12 protein-coding genes, 4 pseudogenes and 1 other annotated feature are annotated in these 17,359 nt (G+C 66.6%); of the genes and pseudogenes, 8 read left to right on the top strand and 8 right to left on the bottom strand.

All coding sequences use genetic code 11. The annotated features are described in order from the left end of the window. Positions 1–470: pseudogene (locus BMX97_RS17140) on the bottom strand (transposase family protein); the annotation flags it as partial. Positions 471–517: 47 nt separating this feature from the next. On the opposite strand from BMX97_RS17140, the pseudogene BMX97_RS17135 reads away from it, so the two are divergent. After that, positions 518–1,768, top strand: a pseudogene (locus tag BMX97_RS17135) (IS3 family transposase). Further along, positions 799–937, top strand: a sequence feature (AL1L pseudoknot). Its footprint overlaps the pseudogene before it by 139 nt. Positions 1,769–2,079: 311 nt before the next feature. On the opposite strand, the pseudogene BMX97_RS17130 reads toward BMX97_RS17135, so the two are convergent. The 3 genes and pseudogenes from BMX97_RS17130 to BMX97_RS32920 all read right to left on the bottom strand — a co-directional run. Next, a pseudogene (locus BMX97_RS17130) lies at positions 2,080–2,820 on the bottom strand (IS3 family transposase); the annotation flags it as partial. Positions 2,821–3,763: 943 nt separating this feature from the next. After that, positions 3,764–4,612: pseudogene (locus BMX97_RS17120) on the bottom strand (transglutaminase N-terminal domain-containing protein); the annotation flags it as partial. After that, on the bottom strand, positions 4,537–4,884 hold the full coding sequence (locus BMX97_RS32920; protein ID WP_177202250.1) for a hypothetical protein: 348 nt from the start codon (positions 4,882–4,884) through the stop codon (positions 4,537–4,539). The pseudogene BMX97_RS17120 and the gene BMX97_RS32920, both read right to left, overlap by 76 nt. On the opposite strand from BMX97_RS32920, the gene BMX97_RS17115 reads away from it, so the two are divergent. The 3 genes from BMX97_RS17115 to BMX97_RS17105 all read left to right on the top strand — a co-directional run bounded on the left by BMX97_RS17115 (position 4,823) and on the right by BMX97_RS17105 (position 8,711). Beyond that, positions 4,823–5,113 (top strand): hypothetical protein, encoded by a 291-nt coding sequence (locus BMX97_RS17115; protein WP_091752555.1) that lies wholly within the window; start codon positions 4,823–4,825, stop codon positions 5,111–5,113. The two genes, BMX97_RS32920 and BMX97_RS17115, sit on opposite strands and share 62 nt — an antisense overlap. A gap of 411 nt (positions 5,114–5,524) precedes the next feature. Beyond that, positions 5,525–8,293, top strand: coding sequence for a PAS domain-containing protein (locus tag BMX97_RS17110; RefSeq protein ID WP_177202263.1), 2,769 nt, complete (start codon positions 5,525–5,527; stop codon positions 8,291–8,293). Positions 8,294–8,327: 34 nt separating this feature from the next. Next, positions 8,328–8,711, top strand: a complete 384-nt coding sequence (locus BMX97_RS17105) for a response regulator (RefSeq protein ID WP_091752553.1) — start codon at positions 8,328–8,330, stop codon at positions 8,709–8,711. Between the two features lie 592 nt (positions 8,712–9,303). On the opposite strand, the gene BMX97_RS17100 is transcribed toward BMX97_RS17105, so the two are convergent. Next, the gene (locus tag BMX97_RS17100; protein WP_280142802.1) at positions 9,304–9,945 is read right to left on the bottom strand and encodes a Crp/Fnr family transcriptional regulator; all 642 of its coding nucleotides are present in this window, start codon (positions 9,943–9,945) and stop codon (positions 9,304–9,306) included. A gap of 261 nt (positions 9,946–10,206) precedes the next feature. On the opposite strand from BMX97_RS17100, the gene BMX97_RS17095 reads away from it, so the two are divergent. The 4 genes from BMX97_RS17095 to BMX97_RS17080 all read left to right on the top strand — a co-directional run bounded on the left by BMX97_RS17095 (position 10,207) and on the right by BMX97_RS17080 (position 13,568). Next, positions 10,207–10,977, top strand: a complete 771-nt coding sequence (locus BMX97_RS17095) for a Crp/Fnr family transcriptional regulator (RefSeq protein WP_091752551.1) — start codon at positions 10,207–10,209, stop codon at positions 10,975–10,977. Beyond that, on the top strand, positions 10,974–11,237 hold the full coding sequence (locus BMX97_RS17090) for a hypothetical protein (protein WP_091752574.1): 264 nt from the start codon (positions 10,974–10,976) through the stop codon (positions 11,235–11,237). The genes BMX97_RS17095 and BMX97_RS17090 overlap by 4 nt, the downstream gene beginning before the upstream one ends. Positions 11,238–11,271: 34 nt before the next feature. Further along, complete coding sequence (locus BMX97_RS17085) at positions 11,272–12,048, top strand: Crp/Fnr family transcriptional regulator (RefSeq protein ID WP_091752550.1); 777 nt, start codon at positions 11,272–11,274, stop codon at positions 12,046–12,048. 1,205 nt (positions 12,049–13,253) lie between these two features. Beyond that, complete coding sequence (locus BMX97_RS17080; protein ID WP_143074637.1) at positions 13,254–13,568, top strand: hypothetical protein; 315 nt, start codon at positions 13,254–13,256, stop codon at positions 13,566–13,568. 222 nt (positions 13,569–13,790) lie between these two features. Here BMX97_RS17080 and BMX97_RS17075 read toward each other — a convergent pair whose 3' ends face one another. The 3 genes from BMX97_RS17075 to BMX97_RS17065 are packed head-to-tail and all read right to left on the bottom strand — an operon-like array spanning position 13,791 to position 17,298. Then, positions 13,791–15,023, bottom strand: a complete 1,233-nt coding sequence (locus BMX97_RS17075) for an acyltransferase family protein (RefSeq protein ID WP_091752548.1) — start codon at positions 15,021–15,023, stop codon at positions 13,791–13,793. Beyond that, the gene (locus tag BMX97_RS17070; protein WP_091752547.1) at positions 15,020–15,895 is read right to left on the bottom strand and encodes a glycoside hydrolase family 16 protein; all 876 of its coding nucleotides are present in this window, start codon (positions 15,893–15,895) and stop codon (positions 15,020–15,022) included. The genes BMX97_RS17075 and BMX97_RS17070 overlap by 4 nt, the downstream gene beginning before the upstream one ends. Continuing rightward, positions 15,892–17,298 (bottom strand): O-antigen ligase family protein, encoded by a 1,407-nt coding sequence (locus BMX97_RS17065; protein ID WP_091752546.1) that lies wholly within the window; start codon positions 17,296–17,298, stop codon positions 15,892–15,894. The genes BMX97_RS17070 and BMX97_RS17065 overlap by 4 nt, the downstream gene beginning before the upstream one ends. Between the last annotated feature and the right edge of the window lie 61 nt (positions 17,299–17,359).

Genomic DNA, 17,359 nt, shown 5'->3' with positions numbered 1-17,359 from the left:
GTGCCGCTCTCGCGATCCGGCAGCAGGGCGAGGGTGCGCCGCCGCTCCAGATCGACGATGATGGTGCCGTAGCGCCGTCCACGGCGGAACGCCCAGTCGTCGATGCCGATCACGCGCGGCGCCTCTACCGGTCGCGCGGCATGCCGGCGTACGCTGCGCAGCAGCGTATCGCGACTGGCGGGGACGACGAGCCGGCGGCTGAGACGCTCTGCAGGTCTGCCGCCGAGCGCGAGACCGAGGTGATTCACGATGCTCTTGAGCCGGGCGGTGCGCCGGGCATAGGGGCCGGCGAGATCCGGACCCAGCCGTTAGGCGAAGATCCTAGTCGGGCAGCCACTTGCGGCACAGCGGAAGCGGCGGACGACGACCTTGATGACGGCCTGCCTGCCGGCAACGGGCAAGTCCGCCAGGGTTCGCGTGTAGCGGCTGTGGACGCGGGATGAGGGCTGATCGCAGCCAGGACAGAGTGAACCGCCCCGGGTTTCCCGGAGGCTCCAACTTCTGGGAGGATGGAGCCATGACGAAGCGAACAGCCCCGTTTTCCCCCGAGGTGCGCGAGCGCGCGGTGCGGATGGTGCGCGACCACGAGGGCGAGCACGGCTCGCAGTGGTCGGCGATCCAGTCGATTGCGGCCAAGATCGGCTGCTCGGGCGAGACGCTGCGGAACTGGGTGCGCCAGTCCGAGCGTGATCAAGGTGTGCGACCCGGCCAGACGACGGACGAGCGCGAGCGGATCAAGGCGCTGGAGCGAGAGAACCGTGAGCTGCGCCAAGCTAACGAGATCTTGCGCAAGGCGAGCGCATATTTCGCCATGGCGGAGCTCGACCGCCGGTCGCGGCCATGATCAGCTTCATCGACGATCATCGGGAGGTCTACGGGGTCGTCCTTCGAGAGCCTCAGGATGAGGCCGATCTGCAGGGTGCTGCCGATCGCCCCGTCAACCTACTACCTGCATGCCGCCCGGCGCGCCGATCCCGAGAAGCAGACGGTTCGTGCCCGCAGCGACGCGGCCTTGATGATCGAGATCCAGCGCGTGTTCGAGGCTAACTTCTGCGTCTACGGCGTGCGGAAGATCTGGCGGCAACTGGCCCGGGAGGGGATCGTGGCCGCGCGATGCACGGTGGCGCGGCTGATGCGCCGATTGGGCTTGGCGGGGGTGATGCGTGGCAGGACCGTACGCACCACGATCCCCGATCCGGCCTCAGCTTGCCCGCTCGATCGGGTCAACCGCCACTTCAAGGCTCCCCGGCCGAATGCCCTGTGGGTGAGCGACTTCACCGACGTGGCGACGTGGTCGGGCTTCGTCTATGTGGCCTTCGTCATCGATTTGTTCGCCCGGCGCATTGTCGGTTGGCGGGCCTCACGTAGCGCTCATGCGAGCTTCGTTCTGGATGCTCTGGAGCAGGCCCTGCACGAGCGTCGTCCTGGTCAGGGCAGCGGCCTGGTGCACCACTCGGACCGCGGCTCGCAATACTTGGCTCTACGGTACACCGAGCGCCTGGTCGGTGCGGGCATTGAGCCGTCGGTCGGCAGCGTCGGCGACACGTACGACAACGCCTAGGCGGAGACGATCAACGGCTTGTTCAAGGCGGAGGTCATCCACCGGCGTGGCCCGTGGCGTTCCTCCGAGGCCGTCGAGTACGCCACCTTGGAGTGGGTCGACTGGTACAACCACCGTCGCCTCCTCGCGCCCATCGGCAACGTCCCTCCCGCCGAGGCCGAAGCGCGCTATCATGCTCACGTCAGCGACCAAGCCCTGGCCGCCTGACCCAAGCCAATCAGCCTACGAAAAACCCGGAGCAGTTCAGAGGGCCGACGCGGCTACGGGCTGCGCGATGATGGTGATGCGATCGGCAAGCTCCACGCGATCGACCAGGATGCCGGGCCGGGCAATCACGTCGGGGTGCAGGCTGGGAGCCATGGCAGGATTTCCAACGGCCAGAGCCGAGATCCATCAACCCACATGCACCGATATTGCGTCAGAGCCCCGTTCCGACGCCGTTTGACAGACCAAGCCAGCCGGAGCCATCCGCGATGCCGTCAATGGCAACGCTGCGCCATCCGTTTGAGTAAGTGCACTACGACGCGGCCCGGGAACAGATCGATGACGGTGGCAACGTAGAGCCAGCCCTCGGCGGTCCAAATAGAGGTGAAGTCGGCGATCCACTTTCGGTTTGGAGCGTCGGCCGCGAACCGCCGCTCCAAGAGATTGGGCGAGGCAGCGGCTCGCTCACTTTCGTCCTTCGGAGCCCTCGTCGGCGCGGTCGCGCTCGCGAGGCATTCTCGCGCATGATCCGCTCGATGCGGTGCAGCCCGCACGAGACGCCCTCGGTAAGCACGTCGCGCCAGACGCGCCTCGCGCCGTAGGTGTGGTCGCTGGCCACGAAGCTCGCGTGAGCCTTGCTCACGATGGCTTTGTCGTCCCGTGTGCGTTGGCCGGGCTGCCAGGTGAGCCAAGCGTGGAAGCCGAAGCGTGTCACGCCCAACGCCGCGCACATCCACGCAACCGGCCAGACAACGCGATGCTTTGCGATGAGCGCGAACTTCATATCGCGTCCCTCGCAAAGTATGCGGCGGCTTTTTTTGGATATCACGCTCCTCCTTTAGATGTGCAATCTCCTTGCACAGGCGATCGATGTCGATCTGCTAGGGCATCATCTGCCCCTGACAAGGAAAAGCATGTTGGGACTCGGCCGCTGCCTGCTTCACCCACCGGTGTAGCATCGTCTCGTGAACATTGAGGTCGCGCGCGGCCTGCGCCACACTGACACCACGTTCCCGAACCAGTCGAACCGCCTCGATCTTGAACACTTGTCCGAACGTGAGACGCTGTTTGGAGTACCTACGACTTCACCATCACACCTAAAACAGGTATTCGTGAAACAAACAGCAAGCCGCGTCGCGTAAGTCCTGCTTAATGTTCTTCACGAGTGCCCTGCCATCAAGGTCGGGCTGCATACGGCGGGACATCAACAAGTGTGCCAATCAAGCGGAGCAGCGCCTGTTGCTCAGGCTTTCCGCTTCCATTGCTCAAAAAATCTCCCAGCTCAATATGGCTGAGACGGCCACCCGACGGACTGTTGGGCTGATGGATAATAAAAGCCCGGCCATTGCTCGGCTCGCGTCCAAGATACCAGCAATCTCCACTAGGGCTCTGATATAACTCTCGTCGATTGGACATGGATTGAAACCTCCTCCGGCACCGTATATGATAACGTGTCGAGCGTCAGGAGGATGCGTCCAAGCGTTCAATCTCTGCGATGATTGTGTAAGGAAGTCGAAGGTCGCATCTGCACTTACCGCGGCGCCTGAATGCCCTGAACCTCCTACAGCCTCGTCATCAATCGTGCCGAGCGCATCTCGCACTTCATCGACGAAGGACGCCTTCGATCCATGGGATCAGGCTAAAGAGGCATGGATAGTTTTCGCGACAGGTAGATTTCTTGAATTAAAGCGAATGGATCCCATGCATTAATTTATTGCTATGCGCATTATTTAGTTTATAATATGTTTATGCGAAATAATAAATACAATAGTATCAATTTCTATTACAATATAGTTATGAAGGTCTGCCATCAGCACCGCAGCCAGCTGGTTACGTGATCGTTGCACTGCTTCTACTGGCGGCGGCAGGATTGACGCTCGAGGCGAAGCACTCGGGTTTAACCGACTGCCTGAACATGTACGGTCTGCGCTCCGCCTCAGCTCGCATCGAGCGCCTTAAACGCCAAGGCGAGCTTCCCCGCCTAGCTCCTCGCTCAACCACTCTGACCGCGACGGACATTTCCAGCAAGGCGTCGGCAGGCCCAATGAAGCTGCCGCTCACGGGCATGGCTTGGCGGATATCGCGCACCACGGCGACTGGGATCAGGTTCGCCCCGCCCATGGCGCGATTGGTCGGAACAAAGGTGATCCAGCCCGCGCCGGGCAGGTAGACTTCGGCCCAGGCGTGGGTTGATCCGGCATCAGCGGAGCCGAGCAGGGTGCGCGTGGGATCATGGAGGTCGCCCGAGACGAGCCTGGCACCAAAGCCGAGGCTGCGGACTGCCTCGATAAAGAGCGTGGCAAGATCCCGACAAGACCCAAGGACCCAAGACAAGGTCTGACTTGGAGACTGCGTGTCCTCGTCCTCGCGGGCTTGATGGAAGATATTGCCCGCGCCGGCATTGATATCCTTCGGCAGCGAAAGGGTGTCCGTCGGGCAGCCCGCGACGAAATCCTGAGTCCACGCTCGCAGGTCGTCCTCGCCGGGGTATTGCCGAAGCGTCAGTGCCCCGAGGTCGGTCCATTCGTCGTCGGAGTACCGGAAGGGGAACGCCCCGGCCGCGGCCGCGATCTCGAAGACCGGATAGGCTGTCGCGAAAAGTTCGACGCGGGCGACGCTGTCGATGACCAGTTCCTCGGCTGGCGTGATGAGAGTGGCGGTCGCCACGGCATTCCCGGCTACGTCGTAGGCCCTGCGAACCGTTGCGTCCGGCGTCACGGTCAGGTGGCTCGACACCAGCCTCAGGTCGCGGCTTTCGCGCGGCCGCAACATCAGCCGGTGCGGTCCCAGACCAACCGGACACCGATAGCGGTATGCTGTTCGGTGATGGATGCGGAGGTCGACCATTGAGCACTTATATGGAACCAGGGCCGATCCGGGCTTTCGGTGGTGACCACGGTGGCACGGAAGGTCGGAGGGAGGCCAGCCGGACGGTGAATGGCGGCTCGCAGTGCCTTGATCAGAGATGTGCAATCATGATGGCGCGAGAAAGCTGAAGATTTGCGGCATCGAAGCGGATTGCTTTTGAGAGCAACGTGCAACGCCGCGCCGTCGATCATGAGCAAGAGCGAGACCACTATTGTCGCCGAGGCGCGCGCCTGTCTGACGCAGATCGGCATCGGGGTGATCTCCGGGCGGCGGCAGCCCAACAGGCACGCCGGCATCTCGGGGCCAGCAAACGCACGTTCTCGAAGCCGCAGTCCCTCGCACCGACCGCCGCCGAGCGGGGGGACCACCACGGCGGCCGAGATGCAGCAGCACGGGTCGGCCGACTTCGTCGGAACCATCCTCTGCCACGTCACGACAGCGATTCACGGCGGCGGCACCGAGCCGGCGGCGGGCGGCTGATGCTGGAAGAAGGCTGCCGGGACAGTCGACGTCATTGCCCCCCGGGTTCGTTGGGTCCTGGAAGGCGGGGGCGGATCAGCGGCAATCTCTCGTCGAGCGCATGGCACGCCCGGGGCGGCATTCGCGTGACACGATCCCGTTCCGGCGGAAGTTGGGGATTCCGGCATCGAGGCATGCAGCTGTGCCTTGCTCCATGTTCGAAGGAGGACGTCGCGAAGGGGTTCACGGATGGACCTTTTCCCGGCCGCGTTCGCCGCTTCGGTCGTTCCAGCGTGTCAAACACAGCCAAAGCCGATAAGAGGGGCTGATGCGCAGGCGACATGCTCCCCGCCCCAACCGACGCCGATGCTGACCAGGTTGCCCGACCCATCCTCCGTTGGCGATCCAACGCGTCTCGCGGCTCTAGAGGCATTGGACATCCTGGATACCGCCGCCGAGCAGGGATTCGATGACGCGGTGCGCCTTGCCGCGCGTCTTTGCTCGGCACCGGTCGCCCTCGTCAGCCTTGTGACTGCCGACCGTCAGTGGTTCAAGGCCAGTATCGGCTTTCCACGCTGCGAGACCGACCTCGACCACTCGGTCTGCAGGTTCGCGCTCACCGAGCCCGACCTCCTCGTCATCCCGGACCTCACCACCGACCCGCGCACGGCACCGAACCCCCTCGTCACGCACGAGCCGCATATTCGTTTCTACGCCGGAGCGCCCCTGCGTCTGACCGGCGGCACGGTCGTCGGCTCGCTGTGCGTCATCGATACTGTTCCCCGCCCCGAAGGGCTCACCCCGGATCAGGGCGACGACCTGCGCTCCCTGGCCCGGCAAGTCGCCCTCCTGCTCGAGGCGCGGCGATCGATGGCCCGCGACAGGGCCGAAGCGATCGAGAAGGCCGAGGCGCAGGCCTCCACGCTCGCACGCGCCGCAGTGAGCGAAGCGCAGAACGTGTCCCTGCGGATCAGCGACGAGCGCTCTCGCTTCGCTCAGGAGGCCGGGGGCGTGGGCACGTTCGAGCTGATCGTCGCCTCCGGCATGATGCAGGTCTCGGCCGAGTTCTGCCGCCTCTACGGCGTGCCGATCGCGCCACGCTACTCGGCCGCGACCTTCGAGGCGCTGGTGCTGGCCGAGGATGCCTCCGTGCGGTCCAGCGACGAGAGCCGCAGGAATGGCAGATCGGCGTTGGACGTCGAGTACCGCATCCACCGCGCGCACGACGATGAACTGCGCTGGATCGCACGTCGGGCGAGCTTCACCCGTGACGAGCATGGGATCGTCGTCGGCATGTTCGGCACCGTGCGGGACGTCACCGAGCGCCGCAAGGTGCAGGACGCCCTGCACGCCAGCGAGGCACTGGCTCGGGAGAGCGTCCAGCGCGTCCAGTTGGCGCTGGCGGCCGGGGCGATCATCGGCACCTGGAACTGGGATCTGCCTTCGGACCGGTTCACCGTCTACGAGGGCTTCGCACGCGCCTTCGGGCTCGATCCGGGCTTGGGCCGGGAGGGGATCCCGCTGGAGCAGATCGTCGCCACGGTCCATCCCGACGACCAGGCGGGGCTCGCCGCCGCCATCGAGGAGGTGGTGGCGCGGGGCGGCGCCTACGCCCATCAGTACCGGGTGCGCCGCGCCGATGGCCGATTCTACTGGATCGAGGCCAACGGCCACGTCGATCGCGGCCCGGACGGCACACCGCTGAGCTTTCCCGGCGTCATCCTCGACATCGAGGAGCGACGCGCGGCCCAGGCCGCGCTGGCCGCGAGCGAGAGCCGCCTGAGAGCGCTCGTGACGGCGGGTGCGCAGTTGGTCTACCGGATGAGCCCGGATTGGCAGGAGATGCGCCGGCTCGACGGTGCAGGCGTCCTCGCCGACACCGGCGCGCCGGGCGTGCGCTGGCTCGACCTCTCCATCGATCCCGCCGATCGCCCGCAGGTGATGGCGGCGATCCAGGACGCGATCCGGCGCAAAGGCACGTTCGAGCTCGAGCACCGGATGCGGCAGGCCGACGGAAGCTTCAGCTGGATGCTCTTGCGCGCCGTGCCGCTCCTCGATGAACGCGGCGAGATCGTCGAGTGGTTCGGAGCGGCGAGCGACGTGACAGGCCGTCGATCTGCGGAAGCGCGACAGGCGGCACTGGTCGAGCTAGGCGACCAGCTCCGCGACCTCGGCACCGTGCCCTCCATCGTCCACGAGGCGGCCGGGATCGTGGCGCGGGTGCTCGACGCAGACCGCGCCGGGTACGGATTGGTCGACGTCACGCGCGAGACCGTCGACGTCCCGACCGATTGGTGCGCTCCGGGAGTCGCCTCGGTCGCGGGACTGCACCACTTCCGCGAGTACGGGTCATACATCGAGGATCTGCAACGCGGTGCGACCGTCCTGATCGAGGACACGGCACGCGACCCACGCACCCAGGAGAGCGCCGCGGCGCTGCTCGCGATCGGTGCGCGGACGCTGGTCAACGTGCCCGTGATGGAGCGCGGGCGCCTCGTCGGGATCGGCTTCATCAACTCGGATCGTCCCCGCGCCTTCTCGGCCGAGGATCTGGCCTTCGTGCGGACGGTCACCGACCGGATCCAGGTTGCGGTGGCGCGCGTGCAGGCGGAGGCGCAGCAGGCGCTGCTCAATGGTGAGCTGTCGCACCGGCTCAAGAACACCCTGTCGATGGTCCAGGGCATCGCCGCCCAGACCCTGCGCGGCGTGCCGGACCAGGCCCCGGTCCAGGCGTTCACGCAGCGCCTCATCGCCCTGTCCCAGGCGCACGACGTGCTCCTTCAAGATAGCTGGGCGGCCGCGTCGATCCGTGCCGTCGTCGAGCGAGTGCTGACCCTGCAGGCCCCCCTTGAGCGCTTCCAGACCGATGGACCGGACCTCGCTCTCGCGCCGCCGGCAACGCTATCGCTGTCCATGCTGCTGCACGAGCTGACCACCAACGCGATGAAGTACGGCGCACTCTCGACGGAAGCGGGAACGGTCAGCGTGGCTTGGCGGATCGAGGATGACGACGAACGGTCGGCCGTGCTCACCTGGAAGGAACGCGGTGGGCCGCCGGCGCAGGCACCGGCACGCCGCGGGTCCGGGACACGACTGATCCAAATCGGGCTCGTGGGAACCCGTGACACTCAGTTGAGCTATACCTCGCTGGGGCTCGACGTAGAATTTCGCGCGCCCAGCTCACAGGTGATAGCGTCGTGATCCGGGCGGTGACGGGTTCTCTCAAGGGGAATCCATGACAACGCTGGGCGACCAGCGCCGGCCGATCGTGCTTCTGATCGAAGGCGAGCCTATCCTGATGATGACCCTGTCGGACCTCATTGAGGAGGCGGGCTGTGAAGTCGTCGAGGCACCGACGGCTTCCAAGGCAATCCGCATTCTGGAGGAGTGCACGGACATCCGGGTGGTCATAGCGGATCTGGACGTGCGCGGATCGATGATGGGTCCCAAGCTGGCCGGGCTGATCCGTGATCGCCGGCCGCCGATCGCACTGATCCTCACGGGAGCAGTCAAGCCGGCATTAGCGACCATTCCGGCTCGTGGCGTTTTTCACGACAAACCATTCAATAACGCGATTCTTGTTCGAAGCATTCGTTCATTTATATCAGCCAAAATATAATTGACTAACACAGAACTACGGCTTCGAGCTAAATTGAAACACAATATTTGAATGTATTGTAGAAATTGCGAACAATTTATAGCTCTATACGAAAAAATATATTTCTATCATATTGATAAGAATATTTCGATTAGTTATTATTTTGTTTATAATGCAATATACCCCTCGATTTTGATTTGATATTCCGCTTATGATGTCCATGGAGCCAATTCGGCGTGTGGATCAACGTCGAATTGGGACCCATGCTGAATCAGAAGTAAAACCATGAGGATAGACCGAAGATATGCTCCAGGACGCGTTCCGCTCGGCGCCGAGCGGGACCTCTCCCGAAGTACTTTTTATGATTGATCACTGATTTAGGCATTATATTTCGTGGGGATCCGCTTCGGTGCTGATCTACACACCGTCCTCACGGAGCCGGCCGGAGCCTGGACCTCCGAGCAGTGGATCCTGCACGGCGCGGGGCACGCCTGGGCCGGCGGCCATCCGTCCGGTTCCGAGGTCAACCGCGAGATGATGCGGTTCTTCCTGGCCCACCTGCGCCGCCGCCGGCGAGGCGGCCACCGACCGGCCGCGAGGCTGCGGGCGGCGCCTAAGGGGAGACCGGGCGCCCTACGGCGAGGAGGCGCTCGTACTCGGCCTCCGGGCCGCCGTAGCAGGCACCGGCCTTCGCGAGCAGCGCGGCGCGGTCGAGGATTGCGATGGCGCCGCGCTCTGTCCGGATCATGCCGGTCTGCTCGAACGCCGACAGCGCCGTCGTCAGGCCCGGCCGGTTGATCCCGAGCATCAGCGACAGGAAGCGATGCGTCGTGGGCAACTCGTCGCCCCTGGTGCGGTCGTGGCACATCAGCAGCCAGCGTGCGAGGCGCTGGTCCACCTTGTAGCGGGTGTTGGCGAGCGCCGTGCCGGCGATCTGCACGGTCACCGAGTAGGCGTAGCGCAGCAGGAAGGCCTGCAGGTCGGGGCTGCACGCGAGGATCTCGCGCATCGCGTCCGCGTCGAGGCACCAGGCGTAGCCACTCGCCTGGACCCGTCCCTCGTGCACGCTACGATCCGTGCCCATGAGGACCGGCAGGCCGAGGAGGCCCTCCCGTCCGATCAGCGCCAGATCGATCTGTCGTTCGTCCGACGCCGTCGCGACCACCGAGAGGATACCGTCCTCGATGAAGAGGATGTGCCGGATCGGAACGCCCGGCGCCATCAGGACTTCCCCTATGCGTAACGGCACCGTCATCAGGTGAGGCTGGAGCCGCGCAAAATCCGCGGGCGGAAGCGCCGTCAGCAGACGGTTGTGGCAGGCTCTCTGGACGGACACGATCCCGACCTCGTTGGGGGGCGGGAGCCAAGTACCCTCACCGCTTGCGCCGGGTTGCATCTGCAAGCGACACCCCCTTTATGATCTTAATCGCCGTCGATCGCAAGAAAACAATCATAAGACTGGGCGGAGGTCGGATTTGCGACATATATTGTCGCATCTCTCTGACTGATGTAGCCGATGCAGGACGCACTGATCCGAAAGCTTGAGAGCTTCGAAGAATTGACCGAAGCGGATCGCAAGGCATTGAGTGCCTTGACGCTCCGCATTCGAAAAGTGCCCGCGCGCACCGATCTGATCAGCGAGGGCGATCCGCCGAACAGCGTCCACCTGATCCTCGACGGCTACGCTTGCCGCTACAAGGTTCTGCCGGACGGGCAGCGTCAGATCATGGCCTATCTCGTGCCCGGTGACTTCTGCGACCTGAACGTCTTCATCCTCGACCAGATGGATCACAACATCGGTACGATCTCGGCATGCCAGGTCGTGGACATCCCGAGGCAGGCCATCGTCGAGATCACGGACGACCATCCCCGGGTCACGCAGGCCCTGATGTGGTGCGCCCTCGTCGACGAGGCGGTCCTGCGCGAGTGGCTCGTCAACGTCGGAGGCCGCCCCGCCAACCTGCGGATCGCCCATCTCATCTGCGAGCTTCTGCTCCGCCTGGAGGCCGTGGGTCGCGTGACAGACAACAGCTTCAGCTTCCCGTTCACCCAAATCGACATCGCCGACACGATGGGCCTGTCGAACGTGCACGTGCATCGCACGCTGCGCGACCTTCGCTCGCTCGGCTTGATCGCGCTCAAGCGCCGGACCCTGACCATCTTGGACGTGCCGCGGCTGAAAGCCCTGTGCGGCTACAACCCGAATTACCTGCACCTGAAGAACACACGGTGGGGCGCGCGCCGCCGCATCCCATGGCCGAGCGTCGGCCGACGGGGCTCGGGATGACTCTCACGCACAACGTCGAGACTCTTGTCGTGCTTCAACCGATCGGCGTCGACACGGGCAGCGACGATCGTGAGGGTTTGCTCGTGATGGCCAACGGTCTGCTGGTTGGGGTGCTCGTGCGGCTCGATACGCCCGGCCACGAGCAGATCCACGGCTGGTTCCTCGAAGCGGGATTCGGCCGCCTCGCCGGCCTGCGGGCACCCACCTTCCACACGCCGGAAGCGGCGACCCGCTGGCTGCGGCAGCGGCTGAGACGGTGAGCCAGATGGTCTTGCCGCATCCGGGGAGCGCAACGTGACCGACCCATTACCGCGGCGGCCGGTCGAGGACGCAGCCGCGGACGTCCCGCGCTCCGACCCCCACGCCCTGATCGCAAAGCTCGAACGCGGCGCGAGCCTGACGGATGCCGACCGGACGACGCTGGCGGCGGTGACGAGCCAGCGGAAGGTCGTATCCTCCCACGTCGACCTGATCCGGGAGGGCGATCGCCCCGAGAGCGTCTTCCTCGTCACCCAGGGCTTCGCCTGCCGCTACAAGATCCTGGCCGGCGGCCAGCGCCACATCCTCGGCCTGCTCGTGCCGGGAGACACGTGCGACCTGCACGCCGCCATCCTGAGCCGCATGGACCATTCCATCGCCGCCCTGACGGCCTGCGAGATCGTGGAGATTCCGCGGGGCACCATCGTCGACCTGACCGGCAACCATCCCCGCATCGCGCAGGCGCTCTGCTGGGCGACGCTGGTGGATCAGGGGATTCTGCGCGAGTGGTTGACGAATCTCGGGCAACGTGGGGCGGACCAGCGGATGGCGCATCTCTTCTGCGAGCTGCTGCTGCGCTTGCAGGTCGTCGGGTTGGCCACCCGAACCGAGTGCGTCATGCCGCTGACGCAGGCCCATCTCGCCGATATTCTCGGCCTCTCGATCGTCCACACCAACCGCACGCTGCAGCATCTGCGCAGTCTGGGTCTGGTCGATCTCAAGCAAAAACGATTGAACATTCCAAACGCGGCGCGGCTGCAGGATTTTTGCAGCTTCAATTCGAATTATCTGCACCTCTCTCGGCGGACGTAAGTTATCAACTAAGACCCGTTTCGAGACTTGATGCCGTGCGGCGGGCGGCATGGACTTGGTGCGAGGGTCGTCCGACGCGGGGCTTGGGCCGCTCCCATCGCAGATCCTGCCCAAGCACCGCCCCGCGCGGATGAGGGCGTGGGTTGTCTTCGGCGGCAGGGACGTTGCCGACGGGCCCGGGGCCGGCCACGGCGGTCGTGCCTGCCGACCCACGAGGCGTTGGGCAGCGCGGGCGATGTGCCGGATGTCCGGCGCGATCGGCCTCGAGATGGGAAGGACCCGCAGGCGGGTATCGGCCTGGACACGTGCCTCGTCACGCCGGCGCAATCAGCCCCACTCGCCACCCCGAATTCCGTGGTCATTCCATGAGTATGACTGAGAAATAACGTTATTTGCCTGCATGTCGGCAGCTTTCGTCCAGCGAGGGAGAGGATGAGTAAAGTGTTGCCGTCTATGGTATTCCCGCCCCGTCGCCGCACGTTGCGGTCGAGGCGGTGCGGCAGATAATGCCGCGTGACGTGCATGTTGAGCTTGCCGGCACCCTCTCCAGGAAGGTCGCGCGAGCCCTTCGGCTGAAGCAGGGCGAGGCCAGGCGGCTGTGACCCGAGCCGTCCGAGAGCGCCCCCCCACGCTCACCGGTCTATCAGCAGTCCTGAAAATGTCAGGGTGGCGGCGTAGACGGTCCGACGATCGTCGTTGGTGACCATCACCGTGATCGTGTGGCGGTCCCCATCTCGCGGGATGGAGTCGAGCGCCATCGCCGGCAGGGTGCGCTTCGCGTGGCGGCAGGTTTCCTCGATATTCCTGCACTCGACACCGACGTCATCGCGACTCCCCCGTCACGGATGTCGAAGAAGAATCTGGGCATCGCACTCTCCATCCGAGCCGTCCGAGCATGCGCACGTCTCGCAGCCTCCATCGGGCATGATGGAGGCTGGAAACGATCGACGATTGCCACAAGAAAACCTCCGATCACCGAGGCTTTTTTATGAATCACACATTATATGTCAGAATTACGACCGCAAATCGGCTCGGAAATCTTGCTATTGAAAGTAGAATGGCAAAGCACCAGTTCCGGTAAAGGACCCCGATCGTTTGCGATCGGGGTGACGAGAGAGACACCATTCGGAAGCGAACGGGGTACCGGGCGGGCGAGCCGCCGATCCGGAGGACATCGAGACACGTCGGGAGGGACTGGAGGCGCCATGACACGCACCATCGACCTTGCCCCCGCACCCGCCCGGGTATTGGCCTGCGTCGCTGGCGCGGCATCAGGGCTGAGGCGGGCGGCTCGGCGCATGCGAGCCCGACGGAGGCGCTTCTTTGGCGCAGCGACGACCTGCCCTTCTGCCGACCCCGAGCGGCGCGACGTCATCGCTCGCGAACTCCACGAGCTCACCCGCAGGCGCATCCCGTCCTTCCCTGCTTGGGAAGATCTGGATGCGAGCGATCCGTGGCACGCGGGGATGATCCGGATCGCCTACAAGCGGGCGCAGGGTTTCATGGCCGATCAGGACTGACGCTGAGAGAGCCATGACCCGACCGGTCTTTCGGGCCGAGTCGATCGAGGCTCTTTGCGGGGCAGGGTGGCGGCTCTCGCCCGCCGGGCGGCCACGGGCGGCCGGACGGTCAGGTCCGGAATGGTGACGGGCACGGGCGGCCGGTAACCCCGGGACGATCGCGGCCCGACGCGGTGACGGGTCTTTCGCCAGCGACCGCGACCGAGCGGCCTCGAGGAGCCCTCACGCCCGGGGCGCCACCGAAACGGCGGCGGGAGCGTGGGCCGCGCCCGGCACGACCGCTCCGGTGTCCCGCGACGGGGCCGTCGAGCCCGCCCGGCGCCGCAGCCTCAGCATCGGGCGCTCGATCGCCAGCCAGCTGACCGAGGACAGCAGCGCCGTCAACCCGACATAGACGACGATCCGGAGGATCGGGGACCGCGCGAAGCCGTAGGTGGCGATCATTCCGGCCAGCCAGTGCCAGAGGTAGATCGAGTAGCTGAGGCGGCCGATGAGGACCGGAATCCTCCCCTCGAGCAGGCGGCGCAGGCGGGACGGGCCGACGAGGAGGGCGGGAACCGCGATCAGGAAGGCGAGCCCCTGGACCGTGTAGCGAAGGACCTCGCGGAAGGTCTCGTCGCGCACGAGGAAGCCCGCCGCGATCAGGCCGAGCGCCGCCGCCTGCGCGCCGCGGGCGTGCAGGAGCGGCAGGAACCGCCGCGTCTCGGTCTGGACGGCGAGCAGGGCGGCGAGCGCCCCGTAGGCGAGGGAGTCGAAGCGCGTGTCGGTCGCGGCGTAGATGCGGATCTCCGGCACCATCCCGCATCCGGACCCGGGCAGCGGGCCGTGGCAGATCGCGTGGAGGACGGCGCGCCAGACCGGCTCGACGAGGCAGAGGAGCACCAGCAGCGCGACGGCCGCCCGCCATCCGCCGGCCCGCAGCAGCGCGAACAGGGCGACCGGCCAGAGGAGGTAGAAGTGCTCCTCGACGGCGAGCGACCACAGGATGCTGAAGGGGTGGGCCACCGCCACGGCGCCGTGCGGGCCCGCGACCGCCAGGTCCGAGCGGTAGCCGGCGAAGATGTCGAAGTAGTTCGCCCCGTAGAGGAGGGCCGAGACCCATTCGGCGGCGCCGAGCGACCCGCCGAGGGCCAGGAAGACGAGGCCGGAGACGGCGACGAAGGCGAGCCCGGCCGGCAGCAGCCGCAGCATGCGCCGCAGGTAGAAGCCGCGGAAGTCGATCCGGCCGGTGCGGCGATGCTCCTCGGCCAGCTGGCCGGTCAGCAGGTAGCCGCTGATGAAGAAGAACAGGGTCACGCCGAACCCGCCGGGGACGAGGTGCGCGGGCGCCGCGTGCGAGGCCACGACGAGCAGCACGGCCACCGCCCGCAGCCCGTCGAGCGTCGGGATGTAGCGGGTGGGGCGCAGAGCCTCCCGGTCCCGCTCCGCCCGCGCGGCGGCGTCGGCCCCGCTCATCGCCGCGTCTCCTGCGGCTCGCCCGGCGGAACGAAGACGCGGATGCGGTCGATCTCGAAGCGCGCCGGGAACGGCGTCGTCGCGTCGGGGCTGCCGGTCCAGGTGCCGCCCACCGCGAGGTTGACGAGGAGGAACATCGGCTGGTGCAGGTCGGCGGGCGTCGCCATCTCGAAGACCGGCGCGCCGTCGAAGGACCAGACGATGCTCTGGGCCGTCCAGGTCACCGCGTAGACGTGGAACGCCTGCGAGAGGTCGGGCACCGGCACCTTCCGCTGGACCTGCCGGTGGCTCCCGCCCTCGCCGGTATGCACCGTGACGTCCAGGGTGGTCGGGCGGTCGCCGTAGACCTCGAGCACGTCGATCTCCGGCGGCCATCCGCCCTTCTGGGCGAGCAGCCAGAAGGCCGGCCACAGGCCGCGCCCGGGCGGCATCCGGGCGCGGATCTCGGCGTAGCCGTAGCGGAACGCGAAGCTGCCGTGCGTCGTCAGCATGCCCGAGGCGTAGGGAAGACCCTGGCTCGCGCGGCGCTCGGGGACGGAGAGCGGCCAGGCCCGGATCGCGAGCACGCCGTCGGCGACCGCGAACGGGGTCGCGCCGGCCAGGGGCGCCATCTCGTGTTCCGGCCGCGGATCGACGTAGTATTCGAGCTCCCGGTTGCCGCGGTTGGTCCGCCAGCCGTCGGGATAGGCAAAGGCGAAGCGGCCCGGCGCCAGCACGGAGGTCCCCAGGTCGTCGAAGCGCTCCTCAAAGGCGAGCCGCCAGCCGGATGGCGGGCCCGACGGGTCCTCGCCCCGGGCCGGGAGCGGCGCGCCGGCGAGCAGGGCGAGCAGGGCGAGCGCGGCGGCCGCCCGATGCCGGGGGGATGGTCTCATGGCGCTGCGCCTTCCTGGGGAGGCCGGGGGGTGGGATGGGGCACCCGCCAGGCCGCGTCGCGCGCCAGCACGGCGAACACGACGAGGTTCTGCAGCGCCGGCATGATGAAGATCGGCGCCTCGCTCAGCCCGGAGACGACCATCAGCAGCGTCACCTGATCGCGGGTCGGGTCGGGCGAGCGCAGGAGCCGCCAGAGCAGGCCCGCCACGAAGCCCAGACCGGGCAGCGCGCCGAGGAAGCCGAGGCCGAGCACGAGCTGCACGCTCATGTTGTGGGTGTTGACGTGACTGCCGTAGAAGGTCGTCGGCACGCTGTCGGCGATGAGCTGCTCGGTGCCGTTGTAGCCCCAGCCGAGGAGCGGGCGCTGCGAGATCAGGTCAGCGGCGACCGACCAGATCTCGGTCCGCCCGGTCAGCGTCGTCAGCTCGCTGGCAGATCCGCTGCGGGTGAGGCCGCCAAAGAGCCCGTCGAGCCCCGTGCCGCCGCCGAGCGAGCCGGCCAGGAGGGCGAGCGCCGCCGCGACGCCGACCGGGATCGCCAGAGCGCGCAGGCGCCCGCGCTCGCGCAGCCCGACCAGCGCCCAGGCGAGCAGGCAGGCCAGCAGGGTGGTGCGGCTGTTCGAGAGCAGGATCGCGACGATCGCCACCACGAGGCAGGCGAGGACGGCGCCCCGGCTCAGGTGCCGCTCGCGGCGGGCGCAGAGCGCGAGTGTCAAGAGGTAGCCGGCCTGCTGCGCATAGACGTTGGGCTGGCCGGACAGGCCCTGGAAGCGCCATTGCGGCTCGCCGTGCGAGGGCGGGATCCAGCCGAGATCCGGCAGGAGGGTCCCGATCACGAGGCCGCCTCCGATGAGGGCGAACAGGCTGCCGGTCGTCACCCGGAGCGCCGTCCGCTCCGGGAGACGGACGGCGACGAGGCAGGCGAGGCCGAGATAGCCGACCAGGCCGATCCCGTTGACGAGGGTGTAGAGCGGCGCAAGCGACCAGGCGGCCGAGACCAGGGCGACGAGGACGTGCAGGCCCGCCAGCGCCAGCACGGGATCGCGCAGCATCCAGAGGAAGCGGCGGGCCTGGAGCAAACTCACGAGGGCGAGGAACAGCCACACCACCAGCTTGAGGAAGTTCTGCGGCGTCAGGCCGACCTCGCCCTCCTGCCGCTGGTCGAACGCGATGGTCAGGCCGGCGAGCACGACCACGAGCAGGATCGCGACGCCCACGGGGCGCGCCGCCGCGGCCCCGGCGAGGGCGACCGCCAGGACGGTGAGGACGGCGGCCAGCGCGGGCGCGGCGTAGACCGCCGGTCCCAGCCGGGGCTCGAGGGCGACGCTGCCGGCCCATCCCGCACCGACGAGCAGCGGGATCAGGACGGTGCTCCGGTCGAGGATGGAGGCCGCGCGGCGCATCACCGGTCCCGCCCCGTCACCGTTCCGCGAGGGGCGCAGGAGGGCTGCCGGGACCGCGCTC

It is taken from the genome of Methylobacterium sp. ap11 (assembly GCF_900110515.1).
In the GTDB taxonomy this organism is placed as follows: domain Bacteria; phylum Pseudomonadota; class Alphaproteobacteria; order Rhizobiales; family Beijerinckiaceae; genus Methylobacterium; species Methylobacterium ajmalii.
Note: the sequence above shows the minus strand (reverse complement) of the source record. Positions and strands in the feature narration are given on the sequence as shown.